11 protein-coding genes and 1 pseudogene are annotated in these 13,883 nt (G+C 72.5%); 8 read left to right on the top strand and 4 right to left on the bottom strand.

What is annotated here, in order from left to right:
• Positions 1–136: 136 nt before the first annotated feature.
• Both D6270_RS21740 and D6270_RS21735 read left to right on the top strand, forming a co-directional pair.
• Complete coding sequence (locus D6270_RS21740; RefSeq protein ID WP_109163945.1) at positions 137–1,891, top strand: acetyl/propionyl/methylcrotonyl-CoA carboxylase subunit alpha; 1,755 nt, start codon at positions 137–139, stop codon at positions 1,889–1,891.
• Between the two features lie 131 nt (positions 1,892–2,022).
• Positions 2,023–2,619, top strand: coding sequence for a TetR/AcrR family transcriptional regulator (locus D6270_RS21735; protein WP_109163946.1), 597 nt, complete (start codon positions 2,023–2,025; stop codon positions 2,617–2,619).
• Between the two features lie 148 nt (positions 2,620–2,767).
• Here the strand turns inward: D6270_RS21735 and D6270_RS21730 are convergent, their stop codons facing one another.
• Entirely contained in the window at positions 2,768–3,736 is a 969-nt protein-coding gene (locus tag D6270_RS21730) for a DeoR/GlpR family DNA-binding transcription regulator (protein ID WP_109163947.1), read from the bottom strand.
• A gap of 208 nt (positions 3,737–3,944) precedes the next feature.
• Complete coding sequence (locus D6270_RS21725; protein ID WP_109163948.1) at positions 3,945–5,384, bottom strand: NAD(P)H-quinone dehydrogenase; 1,440 nt, start codon at positions 5,382–5,384, stop codon at positions 3,945–3,947.
• Positions 5,385–5,773: 389 nt separating this feature from the next.
• On the opposite strand from D6270_RS21725, the gene D6270_RS21720 reads away from it, so the two are divergent.
• From D6270_RS21720 to D6270_RS21710, 3 genes and pseudogenes are all read left to right on the top strand, one after another.
• The gene (locus tag D6270_RS21720) at positions 5,774–6,211 is read left to right on the top strand and encodes a gamma-glutamylcyclotransferase family protein (RefSeq protein WP_015610940.1); all 438 of its coding nucleotides are present in this window, start codon (positions 5,774–5,776) and stop codon (positions 6,209–6,211) included.
• Positions 6,212–6,316: 105 nt separating this feature from the next.
• The gene (locus D6270_RS21715; protein ID WP_109163949.1) at positions 6,317–7,141 is read left to right on the top strand and encodes a purine-nucleoside phosphorylase; all 825 of its coding nucleotides are present in this window, start codon (positions 6,317–6,319) and stop codon (positions 7,139–7,141) included.
• A gap of 294 nt (positions 7,142–7,435) precedes the next feature.
• Positions 7,436–9,075, top strand: a pseudogene (locus D6270_RS21710) (phospho-sugar mutase).
• Positions 9,076–9,240: 165 nt separating this feature from the next.
• On the opposite strand, the gene D6270_RS21705 reads toward D6270_RS21710, so the two are convergent.
• Positions 9,241–9,891: a PH domain-containing protein gene (locus tag D6270_RS21705; RefSeq protein WP_109163951.1), complete on the bottom strand. Its 651-nt coding sequence runs from the start codon at positions 9,889–9,891 to the stop codon at positions 9,241–9,243.
• A gap of 127 nt (positions 9,892–10,018) precedes the next feature.
• Between D6270_RS21705 and deoC the strand changes: the two genes are divergently transcribed.
• Genes deoC through D6270_RS21690 form a run of 3 tightly spaced genes read left to right on the top strand, consistent with a single transcriptional unit; the run spans position 10,019 to position 13,319 of the window.
• Positions 10,019–10,966 carry a deoxyribose-phosphate aldolase gene (gene deoC / locus D6270_RS21700; protein ID WP_109167320.1) on the top strand — a complete coding sequence of 316 codons (948 nt, stop codon included), beginning with the start codon at positions 10,019–10,021 and terminating at the stop codon, positions 10,964–10,966.
• A gap of 6 nt (positions 10,967–10,972) precedes the next feature.
• Positions 10,973–12,409, top strand: coding sequence for an aldehyde dehydrogenase family protein (locus D6270_RS21695; protein ID WP_109163952.1), 1,437 nt, complete (start codon positions 10,973–10,975; stop codon positions 12,407–12,409).
• Complete coding sequence (locus D6270_RS21690; RefSeq protein WP_109163953.1) at positions 12,402–13,319, top strand: aldehyde dehydrogenase family protein; 918 nt, start codon at positions 12,402–12,404, stop codon at positions 13,317–13,319. The genes D6270_RS21695 and D6270_RS21690 overlap by 8 nt, the downstream gene beginning before the upstream one ends.
• 92 nt (positions 13,320–13,411) lie before the next feature.
• On the opposite strand, the gene D6270_RS21685 is transcribed toward D6270_RS21690, so the two are convergent.
• On the bottom strand, positions 13,412–13,834 hold the full coding sequence (locus tag D6270_RS21685) for a hypothetical protein (RefSeq protein ID WP_109163954.1): 423 nt from the start codon (positions 13,832–13,834) through the stop codon (positions 13,412–13,414).
• Between the last annotated feature and the right edge of the window lie 49 nt (positions 13,835–13,883).

The raw sequence follows: 13,883 nt of genomic DNA, 5'->3' as shown, positions 1-13,883 counted from the left end.
CGTGGTGCCACAAGGGATTTCACTACTGGGGCAAGCCTCGGATCACACTCCGTGTGGGCAAGCTCACCATTGGGGACGGGTCGTAGCGCCGTGTCGGTAGTCCCTAAACTCAGCTTGTTTCAAGGAGGGAGTCATCGTGCGCAAGGTGCTCATCGCCAACCGTGGCGAAATCGCTGTCCGCGTCGCTCGGGCATGCCGGGACGCGGGGATCGCGAGCGTGGCGGTCTACGCCGATCCGGACCGGGACGCGTTGCACGTCCGGGCCGCCGACGAGGCGTTCGCTCTGGGCGGTGACACCCCGGCCGCCAGCTACCTGGACATGGCCAAGGTGCTCCAGGCCGCCGCGGACTCCGGCGCGGACGCCATCCACCCCGGCTACGGGTTCCTGTCGGAGAACGCCGAGTTCGCCCAGGCCGTCCTGGACGCCGGGCTGACGTGGATCGGCCCGCCGCCGCAGGCCATCCGGGACCTGGGTGACAAGGTCGCGGCCCGGCACATCGCGCAGCGCGCCGGTGCGCCGCTGGTGGCCGGTACGCCGGACCCGGTGGAGGGCTCCGCCGAGGTCGTCGCGTTCGCCGAGCAGAACGGCCTCCCCATCGCGATCAAGGCCGCCTTCGGTGGTGGCGGGCGCGGGCTGAAGGTCGCCCGCACGCTGGAGGAGATCCCGGAGCTGTACGACTCCGCCGTCCGCGAGGCCGTGGCCGCGTTCGGGCGGGGCGAGTGCTTCGTGGAGCGCTACCTCGACAAGCCCCGCCACGTGGAGACCCAGTGCCTGGCCGACCAGCACGGCAACGTGGTCGTCGTCTCGACCCGTGACTGCTCGCTCCAGCGCCGCCACCAGAAGCTGGTTGAAGAGGCCCCGGCCCCCTTCCTGACCCAGGCGCAGAACGACGAGCTGTACGCGGCGTCCAAGGCGATCCTGAAGGAAGCCGGTTACGTCGGCGCCGGCACGGTCGAGTTCCTCGTCGGGGTCGACGGCACGATCTCCTTCCTGGAGGTCAACACCCGCCTCCAGGTGGAGCACCCCGTCACCGAAGAGGTCACCGGCATCGACCTCGTACGCGAGATGTTCCGCATCGCCGACGGCGAGGAGCTCGGCTACGGCGACCCGGCCGTGCGCGGGCACTCCTTCGAGTTCCGGATCAACGGCGAGGACCCGGGCCGCGGCTTCCTCCCCGCCCCCGGCACCGTGACGACGTTCGCGCCGCCGACCGGCCCCGGTGTCCGCCTGGACGCGGGCGTCGAGTCCGGCTCCGTGATCGGCCCGGCCTGGGACTCCCTCCTGGCCAAGCTGATCATCACCGGCGCCACCCGCGAGCAGGCCCTCCAGCGCGCCGCGCGTGCGCTGGCGGAGTTCCAGGTCGAGGGCATGGCCACCGCCATCCCCTTCCACCGCGCCGTCGTCGCCGACCCGGCCTTCACCGCGGACCCGTTCACCGTCCACACCCGGTGGATCGAGACGGAGTTCGTCAACGAGATCAAGCCGTTCGCCGCCCCGGCGGAGGCGGACGCCGAGGACGAGGCCGGTCGCGAGACCGTCGTCGTCGAGGTCGGCGGCAAGCGTCTGGAGGTCTCGCTGCCTTCGTCGCTCGGCATGAGCCTGGCCCGTACGGGCCTCGCGGCCGGCGCCAAGCCCAAGCGCCGCGCGGCGAAGAAGGCCGGTTCCGCCGCCTCCGGCGACTCCCTCGCCTCCCCGATGCAGGGCACGATCGTCAAGGTCGCGGTCGAGGAGGGGCAGGAGGTCAAGGAGGGCGACCTCGTCGTCGTCCTGGAGGCCATGAAGATGGAGCAGCCGCTGAACGCGCACCGCTCCGGCACGGTCAAGGGGCTCACGGCGGAGGTCGGCGGTTCCGTCTCCTCCGGCGCCCTGATCTGCGAGATCAAGGACTGACGGCTCACGGTCCGTACGCATTGGTACGGAGGGGCCCGGCCGGCGTCGTCATGACGCGGCCGGGCCCCTTCGCGTGGAGTGGCATCCTGGATCCCGACAGGCCCCTACAGGACCGAGGGAGGGCGGGAGCCATGGCAGGGCCGATCTCCATGGAGACGGGCACTTCGCGGCCGCCGGAGCGGCCGATGCGCGCGGACGCCCGCCGGAACCACGAACGCCTCGTCGGCGTGGCCCGTACGGCCTTCGCCGAGCACGGCACGGATGCCTCGCTGGAGGACATCGCGCGGCAGGCGGGCGTGGGCATCGGCACCCTGTACCGCCACTTCCCCCACCGCCACGCCCTGATGAACGCCGTCTTCCAGGACGCCCTGTGCTCCCTCCTGGACCGCTCCCGGGAGCTGGCGGGCGCGGAGGCCCCGTGCCAGGCGCTGGTGGACTGGCTGGGCGCGATCATCACTCATGCGGGTGAGTACCGCGGCCTGGCCCGCGCGCTCATGTCGGCCTCACGGGACGAGAGTTCGGCGCTGGCCCAGTGCCATCTGCCGTTGCGGGAGGCGGGGGCGGGGCTGCTGCGGCGGGCGCAGGAGAGCGGGTCGGTGCGGGCGGACGTCTCGATCGACGATCTGCTGCAACTGACGAACGCGATCGCGCTGGCGGCGGAGCAGTCGCCGGACGATCCGGCGCTGGCGGAGCGGTTGCTGCGGCTGACGCTGCGAGGGCTGAAGTAGGGGGCGGGGCCGCGTGAGTTGACTGCCGCGAGCCCCGCCCCACCCCGCTCCATGATGACGCCCGCGTCGCCGGTGTCGAGGGCCGGCGAAATCCGGCCCCTCCGGCGTTCGAGGAGCGGGGGTTCGGGGGCAGGGGCCCGGGGCGGGCCTATCGTCGGCGCAGGTCCGCCACCCGGGCACGCTCGCCCGTCGACGGCGGCTGGTCGGACAGCGGCGCCGCGCTGCGCAGTTGCGGGCCCAGCCCCCCGGTCCGGCCCGTCGTCCGCCGCTGGCCCGGCAGCGGCATGTCGCGGCGGGGTCGGCGGTCGCCGGACGGGCCCTCGGACGTGTCGGCGTCCGGGCCCGCCACCGTGACCTCCACGCCCTGGTCCGCCAGGGCCTGGAGCTCGGCGGCCGCGCGCTCGTCGTGGAGCGGAGGCTCGTCCGTCACCAGGCGGGTGATCAGCTCCGTGGGCACCGTCTGGAACATCGTGTCGGCGCCCAGCTTCGTGTGGTCCGCCAGCACGACCACCTCCGCGGCGGCCTGCACGAGGGCCCGGTCCACGCTGGCCGAGAGCATGTTGGAGGTGGACAGGCCACGCTCCGCCGTGAGGCCGCTCCCGGAGAGGAAGGCCCGGGAGACCCGCAGCCCCTGGAGGGACTGCTCGGCCCCGCTGCCCACCAGCGCGTAGTTGCTGCCGCGCAGGGTGCCGCCGGTCATGACGACCTCCACCCGGTTGGCATGGGCCAACGCCTGGGCGACCAGCAGCGAGTTGGTGACCACGGTCAGGCCGGGGACCCGCGCGAGCCGGCGGGCCAGCTCCTGCGTGGTCGTACCGGCGCCGACCACGATGGCCTCGCCCTCACCGACCAGCGAGGCCGCCAGGTCGGCGATGGCCGTCTTCTCCGCGGTGGAGAGATGGGATTTCTGCGGAAAGCCGGACTCCCGCGTAAAACCGCCCGGCAAGACCGCACCGCCGTGCCGGCGGTCGAGGAGTCCTTCTGCCTCCAGTGCCCGCACGTCCCGCCGTACGGTCACTTCGGAGGTCTGGACGACGCGGGCGAGCTCACGGAGCGATACCGCCCCGTTGGCACGCACCATTTCGAGGATCAACTGACGACGTTCTGCAGCGAACACGGAACTGACAGTAACCTGGCCGCCGGTGAGTTTTCAGCAGTTTGCGCCGAATAACGGAAGTTGTACATCCGACGGGGCCCCAAGTGGTATAGGGGCTTTCGATGTTGTCCGGGTGTGATCGCCGAGCGGTCACCACCCCCGCCCGGAGTGACGGGGGTTGCCGGGGAATGTCGAGGTTCCCCGGCAACCACCAGGTCGTCACCCTTCGTCAGCCCTCGTCCGTGAGCTTGCGGGTGTGCAGCTGTCGCGCCACTTCCGCGATCGATCCGGACAGGGACGGGTACACGGTGAACGCCTTTGCGATCTGTTCCACGGTCAGGTTGTTGTCGACCGCGAGCGAGATCGGGTGGATCAGTTCGCTGGCGCGCGGCGCGACGACGCAGCCGCCGACCACGATCCCCGTACCGGGACGGCAGAAGATCTTGACGAAGCCGTCGCGGATGCCCTGCATCTTGGCGCGCGGATTGCGCAGCAGCGGCAGCTTCACCACCCGGGCGTCGATCTTGCCCGCGTCCACGTCGGCCTGGCTGTAGCCGACGGTGGCGATCTCCGGGTCGGTGAAGACGTTGGCGGAGACCGTCTTGAGGTTCAGCGGGGCCACCGCGTCGCCGAGGAAGTGGTACATCGCGATCCGGCCCTGCATCGCGGCGACCGAGGCCAGTGCGAAGATCCCGGTGACGTCACCGGCCGCGTAGACGCCGGGGGCGCTGGTGCGCGAGACCCGGTCGGTCAGGATGTGGCCGGACTCCTTCAGCCGTACGCCGGCCTCCTCCAGGCCCATCCCCGCGGTGTTGGGGATCGCGCCGACCGCCATCAGGCAGTGCGAGCCGGTGATGACCCGGCCGTCGGCCAGCGTCACCTCGACCCGGTCGCCGACCCGCTTGGCGGACTGGGCGCGGGAGCGGGCCATGACGTTCATGCCGCGCCGCCGGAACACGTCCTCCAGCACGGCGGCCGCGTCCGGGTCCTCGCCCGGCAGCACCCGGTCGCGGGAGGAGACGAGGGTGACGCGGGAGCCGAGCGCCTGGTAGGCCCCGGCGAACTCGGCACCGGTCACACCGGAACCGACCACGATGAGCTCCTCGGGCAGCTCGTCGAGGTCGTAGACCTGGGTCCAGTTCAGGATGCGCTCGCCGTCCGGCTGCGCGTCCGGGATCTCGCGCGGGTGGCCGCCGGTCGCGATCAGCACCGCGTCGGCGCTGAGCCGCTCCTCGGTGCCGTCCGCGGCGGTGACGACGACCTGGCGGGAGCCGTCGGCCGCCTGGAGCCCGTCCAGCCGGCCCCGGCCGCGCATCACGCGGGCGCCGGCCCGGGTGACGGATGCGGTGATGTCGTGGGACTGGGCGAGCGCCAGGCGCTTCACGCGGCGGTTGACCTTGCCCAGGTCGACGCCGACCACCCTCGCCGCCTGCTCTATGTGCGGCGTGTCGTCGGCGACGATGATCCCCAGCTCCTCGTACGAGGAGTCGAAGGTCGTCATCACCTCGGCCGTCGCGATCAGGGTCTTCGATGGCACACAGTCGGTGAGTACCGAGGCTCCGCCGAGGCCGTCGCAGTCGACGACGGTCACCTCCGCGCCGAGCTGGGCGCCCACCAGAGCCGCCTCGTAGCCGCCGGGGCCGCCGCCGATGATCACGATCCGGGTCACGAAAAGTCCGCCTCGCGTGGGTGTCATCCCGCGGCCGTCTGCCGCCCCGGCCGGGGGTCCGGGGGATCGCCCCGGGGGAATGCAGTACGTACTCCATTGTCCCGCACGCGCCAACCGGCTTCGCCCCGGGGCCCTCCATACGGGAGACGGGGCCCCCGGCGGTGCGGGAGGCGGGCCCGGCCGAAGAGGAGGACGAGGTCCCGGGCGCACGGGATCCGCAGGCGGAGGCAAGGCACCGGACGCAAGGGGTCCGCGGGGGGAGGCGGGGCCCGGACGTACGGGAACAGCCGTCCGCACAGCCCTTCGAACCCTCGCCCGGCACTCCCCCGACCGGGGCCTTCGTCACAGGAACCGGCACTCCCGCGCCCCCCTCCCGTACCCTCGGACCCATGTCGCTCTACGCCGCGTACGCCGGCAACCTCGACGCGCGGCTCATGACCCGCCGCGCCCCGCATTCCCCGATGCGCAGCACCGGCTGGCTCAACGGCTGGCGGCTGACCTTCGGCGGGGAGCAGATGGGCTGGGAGGGGGCGCTGGCCACCGTGGTGGAGGCGCCGCGCTCCCAGGTCTTCGTCGCGCTGTACGACCTGGCCCCGATGGACGAGGACTCCATGGACCGCTGGGAGGGCGTCGGCCTCGACATCTACCGGCGGATGCGGGTCCGTGTGCACACCCTGGACGGCGAGGAGCCGGCCTGGATGTACGTGCTGAACGGATACGAGGGCGGCCTGCCCTCGGCGCGCTACCTCGGCGAGATCGCGGACGCGGCCGAGTCCGCCGGCGCCCCCCACGACTATGTGATGGGCCTGCGCAAGCGCCCCTGCTGAGCGGGGTGCGGCCGGCGCTCCTCGTGCGAAGCCACAAAGCCATCCGGCGAGTCTTTGCAGCGGTACATCTACGCGCGTAGGCATTCAGCGGTTACGCTCTTCCGCGTGAACGCATCAGTTATTCCGGACAACATCCAGGGCGACCCGTACGCAGCCGCTGCCGGGGCCGCCGCCCGCCTGCGCGAGCTGACCGGCGCCGAGACCCATGACGTCGCCCTGGTCATGGGCTCCGGCTGGGCACCCGCGGGCGAAGCACTCGGCGCCCCGGAGGCCGAGTTCCCCGTCACCGCGCTCCCCGGCTTCCCAGCGCCCGCGGTCGAGGGCCACGGCGGCACGGTCCGCTCGTACAAGATCGGCGACAAGCGCGCGCTGGTCTTCCTCGGCCGCACGCACTACTACGAGGGCCGCGGCGTCGCCGCCGTCGCCCACGGAGTCCGTACGGCGGTGGCCGCGGGCTGCGGGACCGTCGTCCTGACCAACGGCTGCGGCGGGCTGCGCGAGGGCATGCGCCCCGGGCAGCCGGTGCTGATCAGCGACCACATCAACCTGACGGCGACCTCGCCGATCGTGGGCGCCAACTTCGTCGACCTGACCGATCTGTACTCGCCGCGTCTGCGCGCGCTGTGCAAGGAGATCGACGGCACCCTCGAAGAGGGCGTGTACGTCCAGTTCCCCGGCCCGCACTACGAGACCCCGGCCGAGATCAACATGGTCCGGGTCATGGGCGGCGACCTGGTCGGCATGTCCACGGTCCTGGAGGCCATCGCGGCCCGCGAGGCCGGCGCCGAGGTGCTGGGCCTCTCCCTGGTCACCAACCTGGCGGCTGGCCTCTCCGGCGAGCCCCTGAACCACGAGGAAGTCCTCCAGGCGGGCCGCGACTCGGCCACGCGGATGGGCGCCCTGCTGGCCCGGGTGCTGGAGCGCATCTAGCCCGCGCGGGCCCGCGTGCCCACCGACAGCGATCCCCGCGCCCGAGGACCGGGACCGTCTCCCGGTCCGTCCGGCCCTTGGGGGCCAGGCCCCCTCCCGGCCCGCTCCGGCTTCCCTTCCAGCCCGTCCGGCGTTCGAGGGCCGGGGTCCGGGGCCGAGCCCCGGTTCCGGGAGGGGCGGGGAGGGGAACAGCCCGCGCAGCGCCCACCCCCGGAGACGGCCGGCCCCGCACCGACGCCCGGCCCCGCACCCACCCCCGTACGCCCCCTCCGCACACCCCGAAAGGCGGACCCCGTGCAGCACGACCTCATCGCGCAGGCCAGGACCTGGCTGGCCGAGGACCCCGACCCCGAGACGCGCGACGAGCTGGGCGCCCTCATCGGGGCGGGCGACACCCAGGAGCTCGCCGCCCGCTTCGCGGGCACGCTCCAGTTCGGCACCGCCGGACTGCGCGGCGAGCTGGGGCGGGCCCCATGCGGATGAACCGGTCCGTGGTGATCCGGGCGGCGGCGGGCCTCGCCGCGTATCTGAAGGCCCAGGGCCAGGCCGGCGGCCTCGTCGTCATCGGCTACGACGCCCGCTACAAGTCGGAGGACTTCGCGCGCGACACCGCCGCCGTGATGACCGGCGCCGGCCTCCGCGCCGCCGTCCTCCCCCGCCCGCTCCCCACCCCCGTACTCGCGTACGCCATAAGGCACCTGGGCGCCGTCGCCGGCGTCGAGGTCACCGCCAGCCACAACCCGCCCCGCGACAACGGCTACAAGGTCTACCTCGGCGACGGCTCGCAGATCGTGCCCCCGGCCGACGGCGAGATCGCGGCCGCCATCGCCGCGGTCGGCCCGCTGGCGGACGTCGTACGTCCCGAGGACGGCTGGGAGACCCTCGGCGAGGAGGTCCTGGCCGCCTACCTCGCCCGTACGGACGCGGTCCTGGCCCCGGGCAGCCCCCGCACCGCCCGCACCGTCTACACCGCCATGCACGGCGTCGGCACCTCCGTGCTGACCGCCGCCTTCCAGCGGGCCGGTTTCCCGGCCCCGGTGCTGGTGGCCGAACAGGCGGACCCCGACCCCGCGTTCCCCACCGTGGCCTTCCCCAACCCGGAGGAGCCCGGTGCGATGGATCTCGCCTTCGCCACCGCGCGCCGGGCGGCGCCGGACCTGATCATCGCCAACGACCCGGACGCGGACCGCTGCGCCGTCGCCGTGCCCGACACCGCCACCGAGGGCGGCTGGCGGATGCTGCGCGGCGACGAGGTGGGCGCGCTGCTCGCCGCGCACCTGGTGGAGCGGGGCGTCAGCGGCGTGTTCGCCGAGTCGATCGTGTCGTCGTCGCTGCTCGGCCGGATCGCCGAGAAGGCGGGGATCGGTTACGCGGAGACCCTGACCGGCTTCAAGTGGATCGCCCGGGTGGACGGCCTGCGGTACGGCTACGAGGAGGCGCTCGGCTACTGCGTCGACCCCGAGGGCGTACGCGACAAGGACGGCATCACCGCCGCCCTGCTCGTCGCCGAGCTGGCCTCCGTACTCAAGGAGCAGGGCCGTACGCTGCTGGACCTGCTGGACGACCTGGCGCTCGCCCACGGGCTGCACGCCACCGACCAGCTGTCGGTGCGGGTGGAGGACCTGACGGTCATCGCTGACGCCATGGCCCGGCTCCGCGAGCAGCCGCCGACCGCGCTGGCCGGCCTCGCCGTCATCTCGGCCGAGGACCTGTCGCGGGGCACGGCCTCGCTGCCGCCCACCGACGGGCTCCGCTACCAGCTGGAGGGCGCCCGGGTGATCGTCCGCCCGAGCGGCACCGAGCCGAAGCTGAAGTGCTACCTGGAGGTCGTGGTCCCGGTCGCGGACGCCGCCGGGCTGCCCGCCGCACGGGCCCGGGGCGCGGAGCTGCTCGCCGTGATCAAGCGGGACCTGGCGGCGGCCGCCGGGATCTGAGGCGTACGGACGGAGACAGAGGACCGGCCCCCGCTCCTCTGCAGGAGGGGGGGCCGGTCCTTCGGCGCTGTACGGCGTGCGGGCCAGGGAGGCCGGTCCTTCCGCGCTGTACCGCGTGCGGGCCGGGGAAGGCCGGTCCTTCCGTTCCGGACGGCGTGCGGGCCCTCAGCCGATCGCCCACAGCGCCACGAACAGCACCACCCCCACGACGGCCGGTGCGATCACCTCGTACGCCCAGCGCACCGAGCCCGTCGTGGTCCCGCCCGCCGGGTCACCCGCCTTCTCCGCGAGCCCCCGCAGCTCCATGATCGTCTGGTCGGCGGCCGCGACGGGCGGCGCGCTGTGCCGATGGGCGTCGGCGCCCGTGCCGGCGCCGGGCGAGAAGCGGCCGTAGGCGTCCTTGTGCGGCGCGCGGCCGGCGGCGCGCGAGGCCTTCTTGCGGTCGCGCAGGGAGACCGGGATGGCCCACAGCTGGTACTTGGTGCCGCCGGCGGCGATCAGCTCGGAGGAGTACCCGGCTCGGACGTCGGCGACCTCGGCCCAGGGCAGCCGGATCGTCCGGAACGGGTTGCGGATGCGGATCCGCTCGTCGTTCACGGAGACGACGGGCCGCAGGGTGAACGCCACGATCAGCGGCACAGCGGTGAGGAGGGCGGCCAGGGCCAGCCAGGGCGCCTGTCCGTCACCCCGGAGCAGGGCGTCCCCGGCCATCACGACGACCAGGGTGAGAAGCAGCACTCCGCAGACCAGCGCGGATGTCGAGCGGTAGGTCCGGTCGGCGAACTGCGGCTCTGCGGGGGGTGTGGGGCTCGTCATGGGGCGATTCTGCCTGACGGGCCCGGAGGAGCGGTCATCTGCCCCGGGCGCATGTGTGGCGGTGCGCACGGTTGAGCGGGACCCCTGTACAGGTCGCTACGCGCGTAGATATGCTCCCCTGGTGACCATGCCCACCACTGCTCCCGCATTCTCCGACGCGACGGCGTCCGACAGTGCGCTGCGCCGCTTCCTCTTCGGGCTGCCCGGCGTCGACGCCGTCGGCCTCGAAGCGCGCGCCGCCGCCCTCGGAACCCGTTCGATCAAGACGACGGCCAAGGCGTACGCCATCGATCTCGCGATCTCAATGATCGACCTGACGACGCTGGAAGGCGCGGACACCCCGGGCAAGGTCCGGGCTCTCGCCGCCAAGGCCGTCCACCCCGACCCGCTCGACCGCACGACCCCGCGCACCGCCGCGGTCTGCGTCTACCCCGACATGGTGGCGACCGCCACCGCCGCGCTCGCCGGTTCCGGTGTGAAGGTGGCGTCCGTGGCGACCGCCTTCCCGGCCGGCCGTGCCGCGCTGGACGTCAAGCTCGCGGACGTCCGCGACGCCGTGGCGGCCGGGGCCGACGAGATCGACATGGTGATCGACCGGGGTGCCTTCCTCTCCGGCCGCTTCCTGAAGGTCTACGAGGAGATCGTGGCCGTGAAGGCCGAGTGCGGGACCGCCCGCCTCAAGGTGATCTTCGAGACCGGCGAGCTCTCCACGTACGACAACATCCGCCGCGCCTCCTGGCTCGGGATGCTGGCGGGCGCGGACTTCATCAAGACCTCGACCGGCAAGGTGGCCACCAACGCCACCCCCGCCAACACGCTGCTGATGCTGGAGGCCGTCCGCGACTTCCGGGCACAGACCGGCGTACAGATCGGTGTGAAGCCGGCCGGCGGGATCCGCACGACCAAGGACGCGGTCAAGTTCCTGGTGCTGGTGAACGAGACGGCGGGTGAGGACTGGCTGGACAACCACTGGTTCCGGTTCGGCGCCTCCAGCCTCCTCAACGACCTGCTGATGCAGCGCCAGAAGCTCAGTACCGGCCGTTACTCCGGCCCCGATTACGTGACGGTGGACTGATACGCCATGGCATCCGCATTCGAGTACGCACCGGCGCCGGAGTCCCGTTCCGTCGTCGACATCGCCCCGTCCTACGGGCTGTTCATCGACGGTGAGTTCACCGAGGCGGCCGACGGCAAGGTCTTCAAGACCGTCTCGCCGAGCACCGAGGAGGTGCTCTCCGAGGTCGCGCAGGCGGGCGCGGCGGACGTGGACCGGGCCGTGAAGGCGGCCCAAAAGGCGTTCGAGAAGTGGTCGGCGCTGCCCGGCTCCGAGCGCGCCAAGTACCTGTTCCGGATCGCCCGGATCATCCAGGAGCGCAGCCGTGAGCTGGCCGTCCTGGAGACCCTCGACAACGGTAAGCCGATCAGGGAGACCCGCGACGCGGACCTCCCGCTGGTCGCCGCGCACTTCTTCTACTACGCGGGCTGGGCCGACAAGCTGGACCACGCGGGATACGGGGCCAGCCCCCGGCCGCTGGGTGTGGCGGGCCAGGTCATCCCGTGGAACTTCCCGCTGCTGATGCTGGCGTGGAAGATCGCCCCGGCGCTCGCCACGGGCAACACGGTGGTGCTTAAGCCGGCCGAGACGACTCCGCTCTCCGCCCTCTTCTTCGCGGACATCTGCCGTCAGGCGGGACTCCCCAAGGGTGTCGTCAACATCCTCACGGGTTACGGGGACGCGGGCGAGGCTGTCGTCACGCACCCGGACGTCAACAAGGTCGCCTTCACCGGTTCGACCGCCGTCGGCAAGGCCATCGCGCGCTCGGTCGCGGGCACCGACAAGAAGGTCACGCTGGAGCTGGGCGGCAAGGGCGCCAACATCGTCTTCGACGATGCCCCCATCGACCAGGCCGTCGAGGGCATCGTCACCGGCATCTTCTTCAACCAGGGCCAGGTCTGCTGCGCGGGCTCCCGGCTGCTGGTCCAGGAGTCGGTGCAGGACGAGGTGCTGGACGCGCTGAAGCGGAGGCTCTCGACGCTGCGCCTCGGCGACCCGCTGGACAAGAACACCGACATCGGCGCGATCAACTCCGCCGAGCAGCTCGCCCGGATCACCGCCTTGGTGGAGACCGGCGAGGCGGAGGGCGCGGAGCGCTGGAGCGCGCCCTGCGCACTGCCGTCGTCGGGTTACTGGTTCCCGCCGACGCTGTTCACCGACGTCACGCAGGCCCACACGGTCGCCCGTGACGAGATCTTCGGCCCGGTGCTCTCCGTGCTCTCGTTCCGTACCCCGGACGAGGCGGTCGCCAAGGCCAACAACAGCCAGTACGGCCTCTCGGCGGGCATCTGGACGGAGAAGGGCTCCCGCATCCTCGCGGTCGCCGACAAGCTCCGCGCGGGCGTCGTCTGGGCCAACACGTTCAACAAGTTCGACCCGACGTCGCCGTTCGGCGGCTACAAGGAGTCGGGCTACGGCCGCGAGGGCGGCCGCCACGGCCTGGAGGCGTACCTCGATGTCTGAGCAGAACCGACTTGGCGTCTTCAAGACCTACAAGCTGTACGTGGGGGGCAAGTTCCCCCGCTCCGAGAGCGGCCGGGTGTACGAGGTGACGGACTCCAAGGGCCAGTGGCTCGCCAACGCGCCGCAGTCCTCGCGCAAGGACGCGCGTGACGCCGTCGTGGCCGCGCGGAAGGCGTTCGGCGGCTGGTCGGGGGCGACGGCGTACAACCGCGGCCAGGTCCTCTACCGCGTCGCCGAGATGCTGGAGGGCCGCAAGGAGCAGTTCGTCCGCGAGGTGGCGGCCTCCGAGGGGCTGTCGAAGTCCAAGGCGGCGGCCGTGGTGGACGCGTCGATCGACCGCTGGGTCTGGTACGCGGGCTGGACCGACAAGATCGGGCAGATCTCGGGCGGGGCGAACCCGGTCGCGGGCCCGTTCTTCAACCTCTCCACCCCGGAGCCGACGGGTGTGGTCGCGGTCCTCGCGCCGCAGGGGTCCTCGCTGCTGGGCCTGGTCTCGGTGATCGCCCCGGTGATCGCGACCGGCAACACGGCGGTCGTCATCGCCTCGGCCGACGCCCCGCTGCCCGCGCTCTCGCTGGGCGAGGTGCTGGCCACCTCGGACGTCCCCGGCGGTGTGGTCAACATCCTGTCGGGCGCCACGGCGGAGCTGGCGGCCCCGCTCGCCGCCCACCAGGACGTGAACGCGATCGACCTCACCGGCGCCGGCCCGGAGCTGGCCAAGGAGCTGGAGATCGCGGCGGCGGACAACCTGAAGCGGGTCCTGCGCCCGCTGCCCGCCGAGGCGGACGGCTCGGACGTGTCCACCGACTGGTCGGCCGCGCCCGGCACGCACCGGCTGACGGCGTTCCTGGAGACCAAGACGGTCTGGCACCCGACGGGTGCACTGGGGGCGTCGGGGTCGTCGTACTGACGCCCCTGTCCTCCTGAGCCTTCCCCCACGCACGAACGGGGCCGCCCCTCACCCACCGGGGCGGCCCCGTTCGTCGTGCCGTGCCGCAGACGTCAGCCCGTGACCAGGCGGGTCACCTGCCCCACCACCGGCAGGTCGCTGATCGCACCGCCGCTGGTGAGCGGGTCGGTGAGCAGGGCGGTCGACACCGGCTGGAAGTCGGCGACCTGGGTGCCGACCGCGTTGTCCAGCGGGTCCACCCCGGTCTTGGCCAGCGGATGCAGCTGGAGTTCGGTGATGGGCCGGATGCTGTTCGTCAGCGAGGTGCCGAGCGCGCTGGTCACCGCGGGCCCGGCGCTCTCGGTGACGGCCTGGACGGCCGCGGTGCCCTGCTCGGGGATCTCGGCGACCGGAGGCAGCTGGGGAGCGGCCTGGGCGGCGCCCGCACCGGCCCCCAGGGCCGCTCCCAGCGCGGTCACGGTCAGACCGGCGCGCAGCAGGGCGCGGCGTTCGGGCTTGCGTGCGTGAAGTGCCATGTTTCCACCTGATCGACCTGGTCGGGTAATCGTGCGTACGCGCAGAGTA

This window comes from Streptomyces griseus subsp. griseus (genome assembly GCF_003610995.1).
Lineage (GTDB): Bacteria > Actinomycetota > Actinomycetes > Streptomycetales > Streptomycetaceae > Streptomyces.
This window is presented reverse-complemented; position numbering and strand designations above follow the sequence as displayed.

What these genes read in the sequence shown, in the direction of transcription:
- D6270_RS21735 (WP_109163946.1), top strand. Translation starts at nt 2,023, where the DNA reads ATGGCAGGGCCGATCTCCATGGAGACGGGCACTTCGCGGCCGCCGGAG.
- D6270_RS21720 (WP_015610940.1), top strand. Translation starts at nt 5,774, where the DNA reads ATGTCGCTCTACGCCGCGTACGCCGGCAACCTCGACGCGCGGCTCATG.
- D6270_RS21705 (WP_109163951.1), bottom strand. Translation starts at nt 9,891, where the DNA reads ATGACGAGCCCCACACCCCCCGCAGAGCCGCAGTTCGCCGACCGGACC.
- deoC (WP_109167320.1), top strand. Translation starts at nt 10,019, where the DNA reads ATGCCCACCACTGCTCCCGCATTCTCCGACGCGACGGCGTCCGACAGT.
- D6270_RS21695 (WP_109163952.1), top strand. Translation starts at nt 10,973, where the DNA reads ATGGCATCCGCATTCGAGTACGCACCGGCGCCGGAGTCCCGTTCCGTC.
- D6270_RS21690 (WP_109163953.1), top strand. Translation starts at nt 12,402, where the DNA reads ATGTCTGAGCAGAACCGACTTGGCGTCTTCAAGACCTACAAGCTGTAC.
- D6270_RS21685 (WP_109163954.1), bottom strand. Translation starts at nt 13,834, where the DNA reads ATGGCACTTCACGCACGCAAGCCCGAACGCCGCGCCCTGCTGCGCGCC.